Source organism: Acinetobacter sp. YH12116 (assembly GCF_013418895.1).
Lineage (GTDB): Bacteria > Pseudomonadota > Gammaproteobacteria > Pseudomonadales > Moraxellaceae > Acinetobacter > Acinetobacter indicus.
On sequence record NZ_VPBE01000001.1, the window covers coordinates 155,857 to 177,064 of the forward strand.

Consider the following 21,208-nt stretch of genomic DNA (forward strand, 5'->3'; position numbering starts at 1 on the left):
TTATACGCTCTATATTTGCTAAACACAAGGTTTATTTAAAATACACACTAAAATAACCACGGTTCTACGCTAAAATAATTCCCTTTATTTTGATTAGAAAATTTTGCAATCATTAAAAAATAATTCAGATGATTTTATACAGCATCTCCCTTATTTATTTAAATATTTTCTTAAAATAACAGAAGATCATCAAATTAAAATCAGTGCTTTATTTTGAAATAGAACTCAGTATCTAACCCTACAATATCCGCTTTTTGAGCCACTCAATTCTCTGGCATCTTGCAGATAAAAATTGACAGTGCAACGTAGGCCGTATACATATATATTCACACCTGTATAGCCGAATTTCTGTATACTTCATCTGCCCTGTAGGCTGACCCGTCTGGACCGAGTTTTCCTGTTTATGAAACACACCTTCCTGTCATCTGTAATCAAACCTTTAAGCCTGATTGCGTTATCTTTAAGTTTAGCTGCCTGTGGCGACAGCGCCTGGTGGAATAAAGGCGATGAGCCAAGTCTAGATGCAGATCAGATCAAACGACTAATTCCTTCCCGCGTGAAAGATCGTGATTCATGGGCCAAAGATATTTACGATATTAGTGAACAATTGGGTATTCCGCAGACCAAGGAAAATATGTGTACCATTGTCGCCGTGGTCGATCAGGAATCCAACTTTGTTGCCGATCCGCAGGTTTATGGTTTAGGTGAAAAAGCGGTTAAAGAAGTCCAGGAACGCTTAGACGAGAAGTTTAAAGATAAACTCGGTGAAGCCATTGGAGGCACCATTGCCGGCTATTTTCAGGATGTACTGAAAAACCATCCAAGCCCGGAAGATAACTATTTAAGCCAGATGCGCCGGGTCAAAACCGAAAGGGAACTGGATGAACTTTACCGTGAAATTTTTGACTATATGGCCAAGCATTATCATGTGTCGGCCCTGACCGGCGCCGCCAAGCTGTTTGGTCAAAATATCGGAGAAAAGCTGAATCCGATTACCACCTTAGGTTCAATGCAGGTGCATATCAGTTATGCCAAGGAACATAAACGCCAAGGTGGCAATATTGCAGAATTACGCACCGATTTATACAGCCAATATGGTGGCCTGTATTATGGTATTCATCGTCTGATGATGTATCCGGCCGACTATGATAAACCGCTATATCGCTTTGCCGATTATAACTCGGGCATGTATTCCAGCCGCAATGCCGCTTTTCAGAGCATGCTGAATGATTTAACCGAAGCCGAATTATCTCTAGATGGTGATTTACTGCTCTATAGCAAAGATGGCGGTGTTCGCAGTGCCAAGAGCCAATCTGAACGCGAGCTGATTAGTGTTTTTGCCAAACATAATATTGTGCTCACCCCACGTCAAATCCGCTCCGATCTGAAAAAAGAAAAAGAGCAGGATTTTGAAGATACCGCTTCGTATCGCGCCTTATTAAAACTGTATCAGGAACAAACTAGCAAAGAACCATTTTATGCGATGATGCCGGAGGTGGTGATTTCCGGGCCAAAACTCAGCCGTGATTATAATACCAACTGGTTTGCTACTCGGGTCAACGGGCGATATACCACATGCATGCAAAAAGCCAAAAATATAAAAATCTAGCCTTATTCGATTTTGATGGAACCCTGTATGAGCATGACAGTTTTACCGGCTTTATTTTCTACAGTCTGGACAAACGGCATATTCTCAAGCGTGGTATAAAAGTTTTGCCCTGGATCATGGCATATTATCTTAAGCTGTACCCTGCCCATAAAATGCGCCCCAAGCTATATTCGGCCATGTTTAATGGCTGTGATCTCAAAAAAATTTACCCTTTGGCTCAACAGTATGCAGGTAAAATATTAAAAAGCCTTGAACCTTCTTTACTCAAACAATTAAAACAACATCAGCAATTGGGACATAAAGTTATCCTCGTTTCTGCAACCATTGACCTATATCTTGAAATAATTGCTCAGGCTTTAAATATAGAGTTAATCTGCTCCAAAGTTGAAATGAAAAATGGAAAACTGACAGGTAAATATCTGACACCGGACTGTAGTTGTATGCAAAAGAAATTACGGGTTTTAGAAGTCATTAAGCTTGCAGATTTTGAGACGATTTATGCGTATGGGAATAGTGAGGAGGATGCGGAGATGTTAAGTCTGGCTCAATATTATTATATGATTGGACAGCATAATGTATTGCCTAATCCATATTAATAAGAGAATAAAAAACCACTTCAGTTGAAGTGGTTTTCCATATTACATATAGCGAATCGTTCCGGTGGTAAATGACTTTATATATCCTGGCAAAGCGGAACTTGCATCATCAGCACCTAAAAGTTTAAGTTTAATATTACCGTTCATCTCGGTAACATCTGTTTCACCAGTAATCATAATATTGCCTTGAATTTTAATAATACCAGTACCCACGAATTTCCCAGATGCTTTACCAGTGCCACCCGCACCCTTTGAAGCTATAATATTTCCGAAAAAATCAACAGAGTTGGCATCCTCTTTATTACCATTTCCACCTAGATTGCCAGAATCAAGTTCAACAGTACCATTAGTCATAAATAGGATATTACCAATATTAGCTGGGAACTCTTTCAACTCTTCTGCATCTTTTAAAGTCCCATCAGAATTGCAATACTGAGAGGGAATAGCAGGACTTACTCCACAAATTTTTGTAATGACAGCATTATTACGAACCAATTTATAAGGTAAAGGCGCGTAAGCATAATAACTTTGTTTGGTATTACCATTTGGAATTGTAGATTCAATTCCAGTTTTACTAATAATTGAACTTACCAAAGGAGTTGAAGTGATCTTGACTTGAACTTGTTCTTCAAACCATAACACTCCAGCCGGGATATTTTTCGATGTATCCACAGTCCATTCTGAACCCGAAAAACTAATTCCATTAAAATCAGTACAAGTAAACCTTTCTTTAGCAGAAGGCGTATTATTCCCTGTACTTAAAAGATTTTGTTTCTCACATTTGTCTTTCGAAAAAACATAATTAGCATAAGGTTTTAATACCTCCGAATCTATGAAACTTGTAGGTTCATATTTCTCGACTGTAATACCTGTTAACTGATCATTAAGAGTTTTCCCACTATTATCAACAATTTTTTTATCTTTAACTGTAATAGTAACCCCATCACCACTGATGGTATCTTTACTATTTACTTTTAAACCACCTGCAAATATTGAACCTGTCGCCGTTGTCTTACTTAATTGATCAATGATTTCAAAATTTGCTCTGAGAACCGCACTTGCTCCACCACTTTTACCGATGACATCAAAGCAATAGTGATTAACTGCACACGATGCAGCTTTTTCATAATGAATTGTTGTACCACTTTTGGTGATATTACCCTGTTGGATCTTGATTATATTTGCTAACGGTTGATTTTTTAAGAATTCAGCCAGTGCCTGATAACCTATCATTGCCTGCATTTGTGCTTGAGTCTGTGCATGTGCAGTTGTCGCACTCGACTGCAAATTGCGCATAGAAGACATATAGCCAGCAGTTAAAACAGTCAGCGAGAAACCAACCAATACAATAAATAAAAGCGAGGAAATACCTGCCTGCTTAGCAAAAGAAATCGATTTTTTAGAATTTCTTTGATGTTCTGCCGCATTATGCATGACTTTATCCTCCCCTATTTAAAATTAAATAGGCATGTAATATTTTGAATTGTTCTTGCTGTGCTATCACTACTTGCCGCATAAGTATTCGCCTCAAGCACTACCTGATATTTCCCTAAGTCAATACCAGCTCCTCCTTTAATCCCAAAAGGACTACAGCCACCGGTTACAGGTTGAACTTTAATATTAATTGCACCAATTTTATTCGTATCATTGCCAAGACCAGAATCAGTTAAAGCAGCCTGATCAATTTGAATAAGTAATTCTTTTGCAATCGTATCCACAGGTTTGACAAGGCCTGAGCATGTATACCCCGCTGCTGTTGGGCCATATAAATACAAGCCATTCTCATGGCTATATAAGGCTCGGCAATGAGTATCGGAAACTTTCCAGACCAGATATTTACCTATCGTATTTAAGGCAACTGCATCTCCGGCCGCATCTAATACTTTAAAATCGGCCTGAGTTGGACTGGTTAAACCATAACCCATTCCTTGCAAAATCCGGTCTGTGGCAATTAGACCAAGCATAATATGGCTATCTACTTTTGCACCTAATGAAGCTTCTGCTGTCACTTTTCCTGTAGTCACAAAAGCACGTAGCATGGCCAGAATAATAATAATAGACAATGCCAGGGCGATTAGAATTTCAATTAAAGTCACACCACGCTGTGAAAATTTTAGGCTATTCATCTTCCTCTCCTTTTCACGGTGCAATTTGCACTTTAACCGGTACAAAAGTATCAGCTTCGTCAACTTCAAGAGTTGCTGCACTCACTTTAATTCCGCCCACCGTAGAGGAAGCAACCCCACCTCCAGTGGAGTCATTGGCGACCACCGTATAAGCACCCTCGCTCACAATACAGTCCAGGTTTACATTGTTGCCCGCTACCTGTACCTGAACAGTATGTGTGCCTAGAGCTTTCCCACCACATTCATTGGAGTTTTCCAACTGCTGTCGCATTTGATTAATGGTATGCAAATGAATATTCTGATCACGGTGCACCACTGCTGTTCGACCAGAAATATAAGCAGCACCCAAGCCAATCACAGCCATCAGCACCATTGAAACCAATACTTCGATTAAAGTCGCGCCCTGCTGATACTTTGGTATTCCAAGATCGTTAGAAGTAACCTGCTTCATCTTGACCTCCTGATGCTTGAATCAAATACTGGGTACATGTGTTTGTCTGTAAAGACGCATTATTATTTAATTCAACCTTTTGAGTTGCTGAGTCACAGGTTGCTGAGGCTGGTAAAGTTGACAACTGAATTGTCACCGTTGGAGTAATATTGAAACTCCAAATAGTCGCATTGTTACTGTCTTTTACCACCACTGTAGTAGAAGTCACTTCCAGACTGGCAGCCTTAGCTCCTTCCTTGACAGCATTCGGGTTTCTTAACGCTTCATTTTTAGCACGCGCATATGCTTCCAATAGTTCTTTTTCAGTTTTGGTAATTTGCGCATTCGCCACCCAAGCCCGGCCCAATGGAAAAATAGCCACAGCAAGAATTGCAAGCAAAGCAATCCCAATCATCAATTCGATGAGGGTCACGCCACGTTGCCTTACCATGAGCTTAACCCGCCACAGCCATTACTAGTTTCAGCAATATTTTTATAATTATTACTTCTGAAGGTCAGTACACATCCGGCATTCCTCCCCTCTCCCGTAGCAATCAACTCATAACCAGGTTTTGAATCAATATCTTTAATTTCTACTGTATATTTAAAGGTATCTGCTGCCGCGGGTTGCCAGCCTTTTGCGTGATTTTGAGTTTGAGCAGTAGTTGTTGTTGGATTTGTTGTAGGGGCTGCATAGCTTAAGTTGCGCTGATACATACTTTCCAATACCAAACTTAATGCAACTAAATCTGACTGGGCACTACGTGCTTTGGCTTTGGTAATGTAATTTGAATACATAGGCATGGCAATGGCTGCGAGAATAGCCAAGATAATGACAGCCACCATTAATTCCAGGAGCGTAAAACCTGCGCTAGACGTGTGGAAGTTCGAGCCTTGTTTCTTATACATTTTCTTTCTTTACCAAAAGCATACTTACTTCTATAAAACTAGCATAGGATTTGTTTAGTATATGTTGTATAAACTTTCAAATTGTTTAGCAATAATTCACTGTATTTTAATTATGATTATGATTTTCAATTAAAAAATGTTTAATCCTAAATATTTTTACCAATTGTTAAAATGTGTAAATAATTAACATGTTTTTCATATACATATTTAACTGAGTGTCATCAATCTTGTTGTGCTTTAAATTTTCATCAAAACTATATACTTATACTCACATAGAGTATATAAGCTTGGATATCATTGTACTTATCAAGTAATTGGCATAAATGCTCAAAGTTAATCATTTATGTGAATTATTTTATAAAGAATTAAAAAAATCATACCAAATAACCTTTTTCTCCAAATTTCCGAGTTGGCGGCTTGGTTTTAGTTTTTGTAACTCTTCTATTCAATAAAAAAGGCAATTTCCTATGAAAATTGCCTTTTTGTCTTAACGCATTTTATGCCTATTTTTTAAACGGAAACGCATACTTGGCAATCCGTTTCAGTACACTGCCATATTGTTTAAACAGGCTGGCATTGTTGTAGTGCAAACCATATTTTTCACATACTGCCTGTACTTTTGGCGCCATCTGACGGTAACGGCGTGCCGGCACATCCGGATATAAATGGTGTTCAATCTGGTGGCTTAAGTGGCCAGTCAGAATATGGAACGCTTCTGAACCAGTCAGGTTAGAAGAACCGCGAATCTGGCGCATATACCAGTGACCACGGCTTTCATTTTTCAGTACCGATTTTGGGAATACCTCAACATCTTTGGTGAAGTGACCACAGAAAATAATACTGAAGGTCCAGATGTTACGAATCCCGTTGGCCACCAGGTTGCCAGTGAATACCGGTAACGCAGCAGGACCAGCAATCAGCGGGAAGAACACATAGTCTTTAAACAGCTGTTTAGAGATTTTGCGCTGTAAAGGTTTCCACTCTTCTTTCAGCTCAGCCTTGGTTTTACGGCCCATCCACACTTTACCAAGTTCCAGGTTTTGAATCGCAACACCCCACTGGAACAGTAAACAGAATGGAATACTGTAAATCGGTTGTAGCAGATGACCCGGTTTCCAGCGTTGTTCTGGAAACAGACGTACCAGACCATAGCCGATATCATCATCCATACCTTTAATATTGGTATAGGTATGATGCTTGTAGTTGTGGGTTTGACGCCAGTTTTCAGAGGTACCGACAATATCCCACTCATAGGTCTGACCGTTGAATTTTGGATCGTTCATCCAGTCATATTGACCGTGCATGACGTTATGGCCAAGTTCCATATTTTCCATGATTTTGGCAAAGCCGAGCAGACCAGTACCCAAAATCCAGGCTGGCGGGAACCAGCCAGCAAACAGGCAGGCACGACCCGCAATAGAAGCATAACGGATGGTTGAGTATACACGGCGGATGTATTTGGCATCTTTTTCGCCTAAATCATCCAGCACTTCCTGCTTGATGGCGTCTAATTCACGCGCCAATTCATCCAGTTCTAATTGGGTTAATTCGCGGTTTTTAGGATTTTTAAAATATTCAAATTTGACTGGCATATTCATAGTGAGTGTACCCGCTTATAAGTCAATAACTAAGTCTGTTTGTGCCGAATTCACGCAAAGCTTGAGCAAATTACCCGGTTCGGTGTTTTGCGCACCATTCACCAGATTTTTGGTCGAGCCTTCGACTTTGTTGCAGGCACATTTATTACAAATTCCCATACGGCAGCCATGCTTCGGTTGAATATTCTGCTGCTCCAGGCTGGTCAAAATAGATTGGCCTTTGGGAATGGTCACGGTTTTATTCGATTGGGTTAAGGTCACCTGCACAAAACCAGCTTCTTCATTGAGCATTGGGCTCATGCTAAAGGCTTCAGTTTTTAATTGCTGTGCATGCGCAAACAGTTCTTCTACCCGTGCAGCAAAACCCGATGGACCACAGGCATAGACTGCGCTCTGTTCAATCTGCTCAAGGGCTTGCAGATGGCTTTCATTCAGACGCTGTGCCGGTGTTTCCCCTGCCTGGGTATAAAACACGTCAAAGCTAAAGTGTGGATATTGTGTCGCCCATTGTTCAAACTGGGTTTTAAAAGCAACATCGGCAAAGGTTTTTACCCAGTACATCAGTTTAACCGGGGTCTGCTTTAATTGACCCGATTTGGCCAAAGCATCGACCAGGCTATACATTAGGGTAATACCACTACCGGCAGCCAGCAAAATGAGTGGCTGTGTCGCTTCAGGCAACAACATATCGCCATAAGGCTGGCCAAATTCCAGAATATCGCCCACATTGGCCTGATTGACCAACCAGCTGCTGACTTTACCCTGATCGACTTTTTTAACGGTTAACAGCACATGCTGAGTATCCAGTTGCGTCAGGCTGTAGGTACGCTCATAGCGAATTCCTTCAATGGTGACAAAGACCGGGTGATGTTGGCCCGCCTGTCCAAGCTGGAATTTCTGATTGAACTGCACCATCAGGCTGACCGTGTCCTGCGCGGTCTGCTGCTTTTGCACAATCTTGCCCAATGCCTGATTCACAGACCACAACGGATTGATTTTTTGTAACCAGAAGTTTGCCGAGTACGGATCAACAATCGCACTCGCAAGAGATTTGAGGGGAGATTTCGACTTTTCGATAACGTGCATAGCCTACACCACGCGATGAATTCTCAATTATTATACACATGTATATATATTTGTATATACGCCTGTATTGTTTCTATTCATTTCACAAGTTCACACACAACGGCTATACTACTGAAAAGCCTTTCAGCTCTGGACCCTATGACTCAGCCTGCCATGAAAATAAGTAATGATGTTCTTGCCCAAGATGTTCCCAACATCCGTGAACCCATGACGGTGCGTACGGTCGGCAGGAAAGCGACCATTACCAAGGAAGAGCTGTTTCAGGCTGCACTGAATCTGATCGGACCCCAAAAAAGTATTGCCTCTTTAAGCCTGCGTGAAGTCGCGCGCGAAGCCGGTATTGCACCGAATAGTTTTTATCGTCACTTTAAAGATATTGATGAGCTGGCCATTGCCCTGATTGACCGGGCCGGCCATGTGCTGCGTCAGATTCTGAATCAGGCACGTTTAAAAGCATCCAAACAGAACAGCATTATCCGCACCTCGGTTGAAGTCTTTATTGAACAGCTAGATGCTGATGAAGGTAATTTAAGTCTGCTGTTGCGTGAAGGCTATACCGGATCGACGTCTTATAAGCAGGCAGTGGAACGTCAGCTGAACTATTTCCAGCAGGAACTGAAAGATGACCTGATTCGTCTGGAGCGTTTGAATAACAGCAAACTGTCCCATCCGGAGATTGTTTCTTCAGCCATTACCCAGCTGGTGTTTAATATGGGTGCCAAAGTGATTGATATGCCCGCCAATGAACGTAAAATCATTGCCGAGCAAACCATGATCATGATCCGGATGCTGCTCGAAGGCGCACGCCATTTAGATGAAGCACAAATCCGTTAACTGGATTTTAAACTGCTTATTTAAAGTGTTGATCGAATCCGCTGCTGCACATCGCGTGCGCTCTGCTCAGGAGATTCCAGCGGGAACATATGCCCACCCGCTACAACACTAAACTCAATGCCATATATCTTTTTTAGTCCCTGCGGGAAACCTTGCTTATAAAAAGCACTCTGCTCTGCCGTGATTAAATGCACCGGTAAATTTGGGGCTTTACGCGGCCAACGCCACCACCAGCTTGGTACAGTTCTAAAAATATCTGCCTCGACCTGTTTTGGAATCTGTAAGCTGATGCCGGCCTCATCTTCTCTAAGACCATGCCGGATAAAATCCTGAAAACAGCGCTCATCAAACTGTTTAAACAAGGCATTGCCACGTAACTGCTGATAAGCCTGCTCACGGCTAGACCAGGCGTCTTTACGTTTCAGACTCAGCCCGGCCGGGGTTAAACGGTCAATCTGTTTTGAACCCAGCTTTTGCAATAACTCGAATATCGGCGCTGTTTTACCAATCACAAAAGGCGGGTCCATTAAAATCAGCTGGCTAAATAAATCTGGCCGTTGATAAGATGCCATCAGCAACACCAGCGCGCCAAAAGAATGCCCCAAACCGACCACCGCCTGTTTTGGTGTTTGTAACTCGATATCGGCAATGACCTGCGCCACCAGTTTTTCCCATTTTGGCTCAACCGGATAGTCCGGATTCAGGCCAATGACTGGAATATATTTCAGCTCAATATCGGCATCAAAATAATCAAAAAAGGTCTGATAGCAAGGACTGGCGATGCCATTGGCATGGGCAAAATAAACAACAGTTTTGGTCATAAAGGTATTTGAAGCAGATAATCCATTTTGCAGGAGGTAATTTTAATTTTTGCTGCGATTCTCAAGATTAGCCAGGCTGGTTCAACACTCTACGCCTGACCAATATATTTATTTAGCCGACACCACCAGATTCTGGCTAGGCAAGAAAGTTGCGCCGCAGGTGGTTTTATCACCAACAATCACCACACCACGCCCTTTGACCTGGGTGGTTGGATCGGCCGCAATGGCCGCTACTGTAGTTTTACATTTTGGACAATAATGCTTCATGCCATTTAAATGCACGGCAATGCCATTAATAACAAATGAACTTTCACATTCAGCAACCACACCGCCATGTGAAGTTTTAGAGCCTAAAGTGACTAATGCTTTACCCATCGTTGTTATATCTTTTAAAAATTTGGCTCATCTTAGCATGAACATTTTACCGGACTCTAGTGCACTGATCGCCGGGCTGTTTATGTCAGGCAAATCAGCATAAAAAAGCACCCTTCAAATTAGACTAAAAGTGTCCAACTTTCGGGGTGCAGTTCACGAAGGTGCTTTTCTAAAAATTACGACTGTTATGGTTTAACCACCACCATCACCTGAATTGCTTCCGGGGTAACCGCAATACCGTCAAGCAGGCTTAAACCTTCTTTTTGCAATTTCTGCAAACGGCTGATTTCATCTTCACGGATGCTTGGGTTAAATTGCTTCAGATACGTTAGACGGTCAATTTCATATTGCCATTTCGCGCCATACATCTCTTTGGCCTGCTCTTTTAAGCCCGGCAAGGCAGTTTTGGCAATGTCCAGCGCCTGTGCATAACGCTGCTCAATCACTTTACGGCGTGCTTTTACCACCTGACGGCAGCTATTGCCATCTAAATGATGTAAATACGGTTTTAAGATTTCAGGGGCAATTTTTTGCGACAGATCCTGACCTTTTTCACTCAGCAATACACGAATCAATTGCTGCGGCAAGCTTGATGGCAGGTTCAATGCTTTTGGTGCAATCACATCAACCTTGAACCACACTTCCAGCAGCACCGAACCTTGCGGTAATGCAGCTGACTTTAACACCGCCACATTGGTACTACCAAAGCTTTGGGTATTGATCATTTCCATCACGCTTTCGGTAAATGGATGTTCCAAAGTCAGATATTGTGCATCTTCGCGGATTTGAGCCTGATCACGATAGAAAGTCGCAGTCATGCCCTCTTCATCTAAAGTCAGACCTTGTACCTGCATCTGGTCTGTTGGCTTGATGATGACTGTGCCATTGCTTTGTTCATCAAAGTCGATGTTGGTTGAAGCCATAAAGCGCTTCATGAACATTGGCAAGGTAGTGTTGTCATCATAATCTTCCAGCGCCTGGACAATTTCCTGCGCCACCACCGGACGGCAAGAGTTGTATTCCAGTAAACGGTCACGGCCTTCCTGCAGTTCAGCTTCCAAGGCTTCGCGCTGTACGCTAACCGCTTCCAGCAATTCTTCAAACTGCTGGCCTTGATCTGCCAGTAAGCAGTCTTTTAATTCAACAATGAAGTTTTCCTGCAAGGTCTGCGCCGTTGGGGAAATATTGCTGAATATATTCAACGCTTCGTTATACCAGCGGAACATGCGTTCTTGCGCCGTGCCAAGTAAATACGGCACGTGAATCTGAATCCGGTTTTCCTGACCAATCCGGTCTAGACGGCCAATTCGCTGTTCCAGTACGTCCGGGTTCGCCGGTAAATCAAATAAAATTAAATCCGATGCAAACTGGAAGTTACGCCCTTCTGAACCAATTTCCGAACAGAGCAGGATTTGCGCACCATAGGAATCTTCTGCGAAATACGCCGCCGCCTGGTCACGTTCCAGCAGGCTCATACCTTCATGGAACATCGCAGTACGAATACCGGCGTGTAAACGCAGTGCATTTTCTAGCGCTTCCACCACCGGACCACTACGTGCAATCAGTAGCACTTTTTTGTGTTTTAAATCGCTGCGCAGCTTTTCCATCAGCCACATTACACGCGGATCGGTTTCCATCCACGCACCATCAAGCTGGCCTTCTTCTGGCCACATCTGTTCACGTAGCTTGCCCTCTTTGGCCCAGTGGTCTGGGGCTGGCAGTGGTGCTGGCTGACAGTCACGGCCCGGGAAACCCTGAATCGCTTCACGGGTGTTACGGAATAAAATACGGCCGGTACCATGACGGTCTAACAGTTCATGAATGGCGCGAAAACGCTGTTCCGGATGGTCTTCAATACGATGACCGAGCAAGCCTTCCAAAGCAGCCAGATGACCTTCTTCCAGTGGCATGTCGGACATCAGCACTTCGGCAATTTTGGCCGTTTGCTGATATTGTGCTTCTTCAGCCAGGAAACGGTCCAACGAACTAAAACGCTGCGGATCGAGCAGGCGTAAACGAGCAAAGTGGCTTTCAACACCCAACTGTTCCGGGGTTGCAGTTAAGAGCAGCACACCCGCCGTTTGTTCAGCGAATTCTTCGACCAGATCATAACGGTCATTGCCGCCTTCTTCTTCTGACCACATCAGGTGATGCGCTTCATCGACCACGAGTAAGTCAAAACCAGCTTCAAGTGCCTGCTCACGCAGATCTTCGTGGTCAATCATCAGGTCAATGGAGGCAATAATGCATTGCTCGGTCAGAAACGGGTTTAAATCCGGGTCGTGTTCTTTAATTGACGCTGTACGGGTCAGATCAAATAAAGAGAACTGCAGGTTGAAACGGCGGCGCATTTCAATCATCCACTGATATTGCAGTGAATCTGGCACCAAAATTAAAATACGTTCAGAACGGCCGGTTTTGAGCTGCTGATGGATAATCAGACCGGCTTCAATGGTTTTACCCAAACCCACTTCATCGGCCAGTAATACACGCGGTGCAAAACGCTTACCGACTTCGTGGGCAATATAGAGTTGATGCGGAATCAGGCCAACGCGTGAACCAATCAGGCCACGCAGCGGACTGCTGTGCATATTGGCCTGCATCAACAGCGCTTCAATACGCAGGTCGTACCATTCTTTATAGTCAATCTGGCTGGCCAGTAAACGGTCTAAGGGTTTAGACAGCTGGATTTGCGCGCCAATTCGGGTTTCATTCAGCGATTTCTGTTCTTCTGAACCATCTTCCAGCTGACGTACCACGTTATAACGCACCACGCCACCGCGATCTTCCAGACTCTGAACCGTCCATTTCAGGCCTTCCTGGTCCTGTACTTCATCGCCCGCATTAAACACGATACGGGACAAAGGTGCATTGTTACGTGCATAGACACGGGTTTCGTCACTCTTGGGGAATAAAATGCTGATTGAACGTTCATCTACATCAATAAGAACGCCTAAGCCCAGTTCTGTTTCTGTATCTGACAACCAACGTTGACCAATAGCAAACTGCTGCAATTTTTCCACCTTTTTCTAGAAGTTAGGACTGTCGCGTTATCACTCAAGGACTGCTTGCCATTTGAGCAAAATTTGACATCGTAAAGCAATATATTTTGACATAAAGCCCACCAAAAAGTGAGCTTAAATTCATGAGGATATATTTCCCTTAAAACGGCACCTGGCAATTAAACTCCAGTGTTTCTCCCGTTTGAGGATGTTGAAAACTTAAATACGCCGCATGTAAACACAGGCGTGAAGACAGCTGTTGCTGCTCTGGCGTGGCATATAGGGTATCGCCAATAATCGGATGTCCCAGATATTGCATATGCACCCGCAGCTGATGCGAACGGCCGGTAATTGGAATAAGTTTGACCCGCGTAACCGCCTGTCCATTTATTTCAAACTGTTCCAGCGCCTGCCAGTGGGTAAGCGCCGGTTTCGAATGAGAAGGATCGGCCATATGCAACGGTGGACGGGTTGGATCATAGACCACCGGCACATCAATGGTGCCTTCGCCGTATAGATGCCCGGCCACCACTGCCTGATAATGCTTATCGGTCTGGCGTTCCTGAAACTGGCGTGAAATCTTGTTTTGCCCCAAGCGGCTAAGACCAAACACCAAAATACCTGAGGTGTCACGATCCAGACGATGAATTAACAGGGTTTTAGGCTCAATGGCGACCAAACGGCTGATCAGGCAGTCTTGTAAATCTGCTGTTTTTCCTGGCACTGTGAGTAAGCCGGCCGGTTTATGGATGAGCATAAAATCTTCATCTCGATAAATCAGGTGTTCGGTTAGAAAATTACTCAAAGTACACTTCCAGGCTGATCGCGAAAATAAGGCGGCAATGATAAAAACCTTGCACCACAATTACAATGCAATTTGCGCAAATTGCAGACGTTTTTTCCGATTTTGCTGAATAAAAATGTCAATTTTCTGAAAATGGCAAATTTAGTCCGTTAAAATCTGCAGCAATCCGTGAAGTGTGGGTTTGGACTGCAGATCTTCATAGCGAATATTGGCACCATTGGCACGCCATAAACCGACCAGACTGACCATACTCACCGAATCCAGACCATAGTGACGCAGGTCTTCATGCGGGTCGATGTCCAGCGCATCCATATCCAGCCGTTCGGCTATGGCCAGTAAAATGCCTTTGCGGGACAGGATATATGCCAAGGGCGCACTGAGACTCCAAAGCCGGTTCAGGCTATAGCTAGTCAGATGATGCAGCCCCTGCTGGGAGATATTTTCAATCCATTGGATATGCTGCTCCTGATTGGCCAGTAGAATCGCATCATCCACCACACAGAGCTGTTCGGTCACGCTATACAGATGCGGTAAAATCTGTTTCAGCATTGGCGTGACCTGCCCTGCAAAAATCAGTTGTGGATGCGTTGAGGCATATTCTCCCAATTGCTGCATGCCTTGCATCAGGTCATCACCATAGAGATCAACAATGGGAATATCCAGCGCTTTGGCTTTATTGGTCAGTTGAATCAAATTTGCCATGAGTCCACTCTCTTGTATCCCCTGCTGCATACGTAAGTTTTGCAATCCGACTAAAACCAAAACGGATTCATTTGATGCAAGCTGCCATTTGGCTTGTGATGGCGCAAGTTGGATTTTTTTGGGCACGGGGTAAAGCATTTAAAAAAACTTCATAAGATAATTTAATAAATGAGAATATGCTAACTCACAACATCAAAAGCACATATTATTTTCTGTACTGACTTACATTCCAAATACTTAATAAATGCCAAATATTTCGATCTACAACTTTCCAGTCATTCAAGGAGTCACGAGTCATTCTCCACTCGACTCGCACATTCGGATATAAGGGTGTTTCAACTGTTGTTGTAATGATCTGTTGATTCTCAATATTTTTGGTAATTTTCATTAAAAATTCTGTTTGGTATTGGTCTGATGCACGACCAATACAATGATAAGCGATCGAAGAGTCAAAATTTAATGAATAGCAATCTAGATCAAACTTTTTAAATGAGTCTTCATATTTTACATATTGATGCGATATTAAATAATTTATCCATTCTCGTGGTGTCTGTTTATATTTAAAATATAAGGGATCAGCTTTACTAAAATTTTGCACATGTACTTTAACTTGGTTTTTATGATTTTTATCATAAAAATTATTTATTGGTATATCTTTAGCTTGATTGAGTAATAAATTAAATTGCATTGGATTTTCAAAATCCGCAACATTTTCGATATTATCTAGACTATTCGAAATATGTGTGGTTGGCTCAAAATTTATTGGAAACTGGCCTAGAAAAGGACTACTCAACACTGTATTTTCAGCAATATTCTGTTTCGCGCCAACATAAGTTTTAATGATTAATTCAGGCGAAATTCCCCACATAATTAAATCGCCAGTTTGGGAATTATCTTCATAATATTGTACATCATCATAGCTATGATCCACTTCTACTGAATCACTACAGGCGCTAATAAAGATACTATTAAGCAAAATGAAAATTATTTTTTTGATCATCCATTATTCCCAAAATTTATTCTTATTTAGTTGGTATCAGCTCAAGTAATATTCAAATCTTAGATAGAGCTTTGTTTAAACTGATTCGCCTAGAACTATCAGTCTAGGCTGTTATATTTTGATTTCCTACTGTAAATCAATCTAAACCACATGTTCTAAAAACTTCTCAATCGCTACCTGTGCAATCTCCGCATCTTCAAACGACTTCACACCCGACACACCCATCGCACCGACGAGCTGCCCTTGGTACATAATTGGCTCACCACCCTCCAGCATTCCTGAAAATGATTCCATAGTCAGAAAGCCCATCTGCCCACCTTTGATAATGTCTTCAAAAAGTTTGGATGGATGGCGACTCATGGCAGAACATTTAGCTTTTTCGATGGCCAGATTTGCAGTCATTGGTGCTGCACCATCCATACGCTTCATCACAAGTAAATTACCCGTTTCATCCACCACAGCAATACTGACATTAAAACTGTTCTGAATCGCATATTGATGAGCTTGATCTAATAAAAATTCAGCATCACTTAAAGTCAAATAGTGTTTGGTTTGCATGAATAAATATCCCTAATTTTAAATGTAATTTTCCCTAAGCCTGAGCCCTATATGGCGCAAGAATACAGTAAGAAGTCTTTAAATTTTCATTTCTATTCGATAGATGAAAGCCCTCTCCTTTAAGGAGAGGGTTTGGGAGAGGTATAAATTACGCTTTCATCTCAGCAAAAGTGGCTTTTGCCGCCTGAATGGTAAACTCGATATCTTCATCGCTGTGCGCGCTTGAAATAAAGCCAGCTTCAAATGCAGATGGCGCCAGGTTCACCCCACGCTCTAACATGCCGTGGAAGAATTTACGGAAAGCGTCGACATCGCATTTCAGCATCGAATCAAAGCTGGTGATATCTTCCTGATCGGTAAAGTACAGACCAAACATCGCGCCCACTTGCTGGGTTTTAAACGCAATACCGGCTTCATCTGCCGCTGCCTGTAAACCGGCCAGCAGTTTTTCCAGTTGTGTACTTAATTTTTCATAGAAGCCTGGTTCCCGCAGATGCTTAAACATCTCGATACCGGCACGCATTGCCAGTGGGTTCCCCGACAATGTTCCGGCCTGATACACCTTACCCAGTGGCGCAATACATTCCATCACTTCGCGTTTACCACCAAAAGCACCGACCGGTAAGCCGGCACCAATGATTTTACCCAAGGTGGTTAAATCTGGGGTAACGCCATAATGCGCCTGCGCACCGCCTAAGCCAACACGGAAACCGGTCATCACTTCATCAATAATAAACACCGAGCCATGTTCATCACAGACATCACGAATGGCTTGCAAGAAACCATCAATTGGCGCAACCAGGTTCATGTTACCGGCAACCGGTTCCACAATCACCCCGGCAATTTCTGAACCAAACTTGGCAAAGCATTCTTTTAAGGTGGCAATATCGTTATATGGCAGGGTTAAGGTGTGTTTGGCAAAATCCGCAGGAACACCGGCAGAGGTCGCTTCACCCTCACCTTTGGTTAACAGGCCAGAACCGGCTTTCACCAGTAATGAATCTGAGTGACCGTGGTAACAGCCCTCAAATTTCACGATCTTGTCACGGCCGGTATAACCACGTGCCAGACGAATCGCGGTCATGGTCGCTTCAGTACCGGAGTTGGTCATACGCACCAGTTCAATTGATGGCATGATGTCACAGATAATATCGGCCAGCGTCGTTTCATGAACGGTTGGCGCACCAAAACTTAAACCGTCTACTGCAGCATCCTGCACCGCTTTAATAATCGCTGGATGGGCATGACCCAAAATCATTGGCCCCCATGAACCGACATAATCGACATAGCGTTTGCCATCTACATCATATAAATATGCGCCTTGGGCTTTTTCAATAAAGACCGGCGTGCCGCCTACACCATTGAACGCACGTACCGGTGAGTTCACGCCACCTGGAATATGTTTGCTGGCTTGTTTAAATAATTGTTCTTGCTTTGGAGATAGGCTCATGAATCGACTCAACTCAAAATAAAATCAGACAAAAATTTCGGCTTAAACCGCCTTTTTAAATAGTTCAGACCAGTCATATACGCGTTGAGCAACGGTATGCATCGGACGACCTAATATATCACTAATCACCGCACAAAGGTCTGCACCGGCATCAATCACCTGCTGACCATTTTCAACGGTTAACCCCCCAATCGCGCAGATCGGTACATTCAGTTTTGCTTTGGCCTGCTTTAAGGTTTCCAGACCAATATTGCCGGCTTCCGGCTTGGTGTCGGTGGCGAAAATTGCCCCAAATGCCACATAGTTAGCGCCATCGGCAATGGCCTGCTCTGCCAGTTCAAGTGAATTGTTACAGCTGCGGCCAATCAGGACATTCTTCGGTAAACGTGCTGCGGCTTCGACAATTGAGCCATCATCCTGCCCCAAATGCACGCCGACACCATATTTTACCGCAGCCTCCAAATCATCATTAATCACAAATGGCACTTTGTACTCTGCACACAATGATTTCATATATTCAATTTCATAAGCCTGATCTTCTTTTGCCACCTTTTTACGGCGATATTGCAAGACTGCAACTTCATAGGTCGCCATTGCACCTTCAAGTTTGGCTAAAAGCAGTTCAATCGGATCATCATTGGTAATTAAATATAAGCCACGCATTTTGCCTGCCTGAAACACCTCAAAAAATTGGCTCTCATTATTACATAGTTACAGCTCAAGAGCAGGCCTTGCCTGTATTTTCGCTGATGCTTTGTTTCAGTTCAGATTTTTATGCAAAATCCCTAGTATTGGGGATAGAGTCAGCGCCAGTTTCGGTATTTACTAAGACTCACAATAATAACGATATAAGTTGTTGTTTTTTTATTTTTTTATATCAATAACAACCAACGTGCATTCATGGTCTCATGGACGTACTAGAATTTGATGCCAGGACGCATTTGGGGAAATGTGATCAAACGCTAGTACGTCCACACTCTTTTGACTCTCTTCATTCTTTTTATTTCAATGATTCCAGCTATAAAAAAAGCCCGGAGAAAGGTCACTCCAGGCTTGGAAAGTTAAAAACTGATGTCATCAAAGTGTCATACACTCTGCATTGCTTCAATTAATAGAACATTCACTCTACAATTTCAATGAATTTTTTGACCATTCATCTTATTTTTGACCGAAAGTTTTAGTTTTGCTCGAAAAATGAAGATTAGCTGTCAATTTTATCCAGTGCGCGGTCTTTAAGACTCAGGTTGCCGCGCAGAATGTCGGCAAACATTCGCCAGTCAGAAATAAAGCTATACAGCGGCTGTTTAAAGCTGGCCGGCTTGTTTTTTTCAAAGAAAAAATGACCGACCCAGGCGCAGGCATAACCGGCCACCAGTCCATAGACAAAGTAACGTGGCTTACGCTGCCTGACCATTTGCGTCAGGCAAATCAGGCCGATACCACTGCCCAGCATATGCAGACGCCGGCTCATGATATTGCGGTGTTCGGTTAAATAAAAACGATAAAACTCGTGATAATTTTGAATTGGACCTTGAGGCGTGTCATCCGGTTTTTTCGCCCATTCGGTGTTGAGGGGTGCGTTCATATTCATCATCCTGATGCTCTGTTCTTGCTCAAATTACCGCATTTTCTGTACAAATAAAAGCCACTTTGTTCGCGCTATTTTTCTGGCTACTTTTTTCAGGACAGATTTTGGTTACAATCAGAAGCCTTAAACAATGAACGCCTTTTCTGGACGCTTGATAATAATTTGGTATAGCGGCGTCATCTGCCAGAAAGCTACTTTTTTGCTGTATTGCTCAATTTTTTAGGACCAATTGAATGACCGAGATTGAATTAAAATTTCAAATTCCTGATGCGCGCCGTAATGCCTTACTTAAAGCGCTGGATCCTAAGAAATCTGAAACCATTTCGCTGCAAGCCCGATATTATGACACTGCCGACCGCCTACTGGCACAGCATGGTATTGCGCTGAGACAACGCTTGGAAGGCACGCGCTGGGTGCAAACACTGAAAGCCGGCAAAACCCATATTGAACGTTTTGAACATAATCATGACTTGGGCGAACTGCACCAGCCACCTGCGCTTGATTTAAGCATTTACGATGCCGCTCCCGAAGCCAGACAGCTATTAGATGCAGTTCTCAGTCAGACTGAAAGCCCGCTGCAACTGCAATTTGAAACCGATATGACACGTACTTTGCGTGTTATCCAGCTAGATGAAGTCGAGATTGAAGCCAGTTTAGATGTAGGCTGTATTCGCAGCGGCGAGCGTGAATATCCCGTCCATGAGGTTGAGTTTGAATTAAAATCTGGTTCGGTGCAGGCCCTGCTGGCCTTCTGTTTTGAATGGGTCAAGAAATACCAGCTCTGGTTAGATGTACGCAGCAAGGCCGAAATGGGCAATTTGCTGGCTTTAGACTTACAAGTCAGCCCGCCGCGTCTGGCAGAAGAATTCCGTTTAAATAAAAAAGCCTCGGCCGATCAGAATTTAAGATTGTTAATTGCCCAGCAATTGCAGCATTTACTGCCGAACATTGCGGCCATTTCAGCCGGTGTTAATGAAGCCGAGCATATTGTGCAGGCACAGAATGCACTAAATCAGCTGTATTTAACCGTGCATTTGCTCAAAGACTGGAGTGCGTCTATTTCGGAAAAATGGGCCAATCAGTTACTGGCGTTTAGACAGCAGTTTGACCAGCTGCAACATTTGCAGCACATGCAAAATACCCTCGGCACCTTTTTGCAGAACCCGAATACCGCCTCGAATCTGGCCAAAGATATTTTATATGCCAAAGAGAAACTGGCCAATCTGGTGAAATCGACCCAGAATGTACATCATTATCTGGAACTGTTGATGTTTAGCCTGGATGAAGATGCCTCCCACCCTGCGCAGGATTTAAAACAGGCCGCCCAGCAGACTTTGCAGCATCAATATAAATTACTGCAAGAACAGTTGAACCAGACCAGCCAGACCGATTTTGACAGTCTGGATCAGCTGGCGCAGAAAATTAATGCCCTGAAGTTTATTTTCCCGGTCCTCACCACGATCTATGATGTTAAAAACCTGCAAAAGTACAGCAAAGCCCTGAACGATGCTCAGCTGGCCACGCAGGAATATCAGGTTCTTTCCTCCGCTGCGTTGTATATCCAGCAAACCGAGCTGGAAGCCAGCGACTGGTTTGTACTCGGCTGGCTGACCGCAAAACAGGAAGTCCATGCACAAGCCTTGCTGGATGCCACCGAACAATTCCTGGTGAGTCGCAAGTTTATTAAGTAAGTTCAGCCACTCCCCGCTCCGGCCAGAC

21 protein-coding genes are annotated in these 21,208 nt (G+C 43.3%); 4 read left to right on the forward strand and 17 right to left on the reverse strand.

Features of this window, described 5'->3' with window-relative positions:
• Positions 1–403 precede the first annotated feature (403 nt).
• Both FTU54_RS00710 and FTU54_RS00715 read left to right on the forward strand, forming a co-directional pair.
• Positions 404–1,609 (forward strand): DUF1615 domain-containing protein, encoded by a 1,206-nt coding sequence (locus tag FTU54_RS00710; protein WP_180074256.1) that lies wholly within the window; start codon positions 404–406, stop codon positions 1,607–1,609.
• Positions 1,576–2,205 (forward strand): HAD-IB family hydrolase, encoded by a 630-nt coding sequence (locus FTU54_RS00715; protein WP_180074258.1) that lies wholly within the window; start codon positions 1,576–1,578, stop codon positions 2,203–2,205. Before FTU54_RS00710 ends, FTU54_RS00715 begins: the two co-directional genes overlap by 34 nt.
• 42 nt (positions 2,206–2,247) lie before the next feature.
• On the opposite strand, the gene FTU54_RS00720 is transcribed toward FTU54_RS00715, so the two are convergent.
• From FTU54_RS00720 to FTU54_RS00750, 7 genes are all read right to left on the reverse strand, one after another.
• Positions 2,248–3,639, reverse strand: coding sequence for a hypothetical protein (locus tag FTU54_RS00720; RefSeq protein ID WP_180074260.1), 1,392 nt, complete (start codon positions 3,637–3,639; stop codon positions 2,248–2,250).
• Between the two features lie 14 nt (positions 3,640–3,653).
• Positions 3,654–4,331, reverse strand: a complete 678-nt coding sequence (locus FTU54_RS00725) for a prepilin-type N-terminal cleavage/methylation domain-containing protein (protein WP_163170240.1) — start codon at positions 4,329–4,331, stop codon at positions 3,654–3,656.
• Between the two features lie 13 nt (positions 4,332–4,344).
• Positions 4,345–4,782, reverse strand: a complete 438-nt coding sequence (locus FTU54_RS00730; protein WP_127800257.1) for a type II secretion system protein J — start codon at positions 4,780–4,782, stop codon at positions 4,345–4,347.
• On the reverse strand, positions 4,763–5,212 hold the full coding sequence (locus FTU54_RS00735) for a Tfp pilus assembly protein FimT/FimU (protein WP_127800259.1): 450 nt from the start codon (positions 5,210–5,212) through the stop codon (positions 4,763–4,765). The genes FTU54_RS00730 and FTU54_RS00735 overlap by 20 nt, the downstream gene beginning before the upstream one ends.
• Positions 5,206–5,670 carry a type IV pilin protein gene (locus FTU54_RS00740; protein ID WP_163170242.1) on the reverse strand — a complete coding sequence of 155 codons (465 nt, stop codon included), beginning with the start codon at positions 5,668–5,670 and terminating at the stop codon, positions 5,206–5,208. Before FTU54_RS00740 ends, FTU54_RS00735 begins: the two co-directional genes overlap by 7 nt.
• Positions 5,671–6,173: 503 nt before the next feature.
• Entirely contained in the window at positions 6,174–7,268 is a 1,095-nt protein-coding gene (locus tag FTU54_RS00745; RefSeq protein ID WP_075166920.1) for an acyl-CoA desaturase, read from the reverse strand.
• A 15-nt stretch (positions 7,269–7,283) separates the two neighbouring features.
• Positions 7,284–8,354, reverse strand: coding sequence for a ferredoxin reductase (locus FTU54_RS00750; RefSeq protein WP_180074261.1), 1,071 nt, complete (start codon positions 8,352–8,354; stop codon positions 7,284–7,286).
• A gap of 207 nt (positions 8,355–8,561) precedes the next feature.
• Between FTU54_RS00750 and fabR the strand changes: the two genes are divergently transcribed.
• A complete protein-coding gene (gene fabR / locus FTU54_RS00755; protein WP_228151050.1) occupies positions 8,562–9,188 on the forward strand; it encodes an HTH-type transcriptional repressor FabR in 627 nt (208 codons plus the stop codon).
• 20 nt (positions 9,189–9,208) lie between these two features.
• Here the strand turns inward: fabR and FTU54_RS00760 are convergent, their stop codons facing one another.
• From FTU54_RS00760 to FTU54_RS00805, 10 genes are all read right to left on the reverse strand, one after another.
• A complete protein-coding gene (locus FTU54_RS00760; RefSeq protein WP_016659144.1) occupies positions 9,209–10,009 on the reverse strand; it encodes an alpha/beta fold hydrolase in 801 nt (266 codons plus the stop codon).
• A gap of 108 nt (positions 10,010–10,117) precedes the next feature.
• On the reverse strand, positions 10,118–10,384 hold the full coding sequence (locus tag FTU54_RS00765; RefSeq protein ID WP_005178913.1) for a PAAR domain-containing protein: 267 nt from the start codon (positions 10,382–10,384) through the stop codon (positions 10,118–10,120).
• A 185-nt stretch (positions 10,385–10,569) separates the two neighbouring features.
• A complete protein-coding gene (gene rapA / locus FTU54_RS00770) occupies positions 10,570–13,407 on the reverse strand; it encodes an RNA polymerase-associated protein RapA (RefSeq protein WP_180074263.1) in 2,838 nt (945 codons plus the stop codon).
• 139 nt (positions 13,408–13,546) lie between these two features.
• The gene (locus FTU54_RS00775) at positions 13,547–14,191 is read right to left on the reverse strand and encodes an RluA family pseudouridine synthase (RefSeq protein ID WP_218949457.1); all 645 of its coding nucleotides are present in this window, start codon (positions 14,189–14,191) and stop codon (positions 13,547–13,549) included.
• A gap of 141 nt (positions 14,192–14,332) precedes the next feature.
• Positions 14,333–15,031, reverse strand: coding sequence for a phosphopantetheine-binding protein (locus FTU54_RS00780; RefSeq protein ID WP_180074265.1), 699 nt, complete (start codon positions 15,029–15,031; stop codon positions 14,333–14,335).
• 67 nt (positions 15,032–15,098) lie between these two features.
• The gene (locus FTU54_RS00785; RefSeq protein ID WP_163141690.1) at positions 15,099–15,893 is read right to left on the reverse strand and encodes a hypothetical protein; all 795 of its coding nucleotides are present in this window, start codon (positions 15,891–15,893) and stop codon (positions 15,099–15,101) included.
• A 141-nt stretch (positions 15,894–16,034) separates the two neighbouring features.
• Entirely contained in the window at positions 16,035–16,451 is a 417-nt protein-coding gene (locus FTU54_RS00790) for a heme-binding protein (protein ID WP_100534953.1), read from the reverse strand.
• Positions 16,452–16,599: 148 nt separating this feature from the next.
• A complete protein-coding gene (gene hemL / locus FTU54_RS00795; protein WP_180074267.1) occupies positions 16,600–17,901 on the reverse strand; it encodes a glutamate-1-semialdehyde 2,1-aminomutase in 1,302 nt (433 codons plus the stop codon).
• 42 nt (positions 17,902–17,943) lie between these two features.
• A complete protein-coding gene (thiE, locus tag FTU54_RS00800; RefSeq protein WP_180074269.1) occupies positions 17,944–18,564 on the reverse strand; it encodes a thiamine phosphate synthase in 621 nt (206 codons plus the stop codon).
• A 538-nt stretch (positions 18,565–19,102) separates the two neighbouring features.
• The gene (locus tag FTU54_RS00805; RefSeq protein ID WP_016659152.1) at positions 19,103–19,486 is read right to left on the reverse strand and encodes a DUF962 domain-containing protein; all 384 of its coding nucleotides are present in this window, start codon (positions 19,484–19,486) and stop codon (positions 19,103–19,105) included.
• A 236-nt stretch (positions 19,487–19,722) separates the two neighbouring features.
• Between FTU54_RS00805 and FTU54_RS00810 the strand changes: the two genes are divergently transcribed.
• Positions 19,723–21,180: an inorganic triphosphatase gene (locus tag FTU54_RS00810; protein ID WP_180074271.1), complete on the forward strand. Its 1,458-nt coding sequence runs from the start codon at positions 19,723–19,725 to the stop codon at positions 21,178–21,180.
• Positions 21,181–21,208 lie beyond the last annotated feature (28 nt).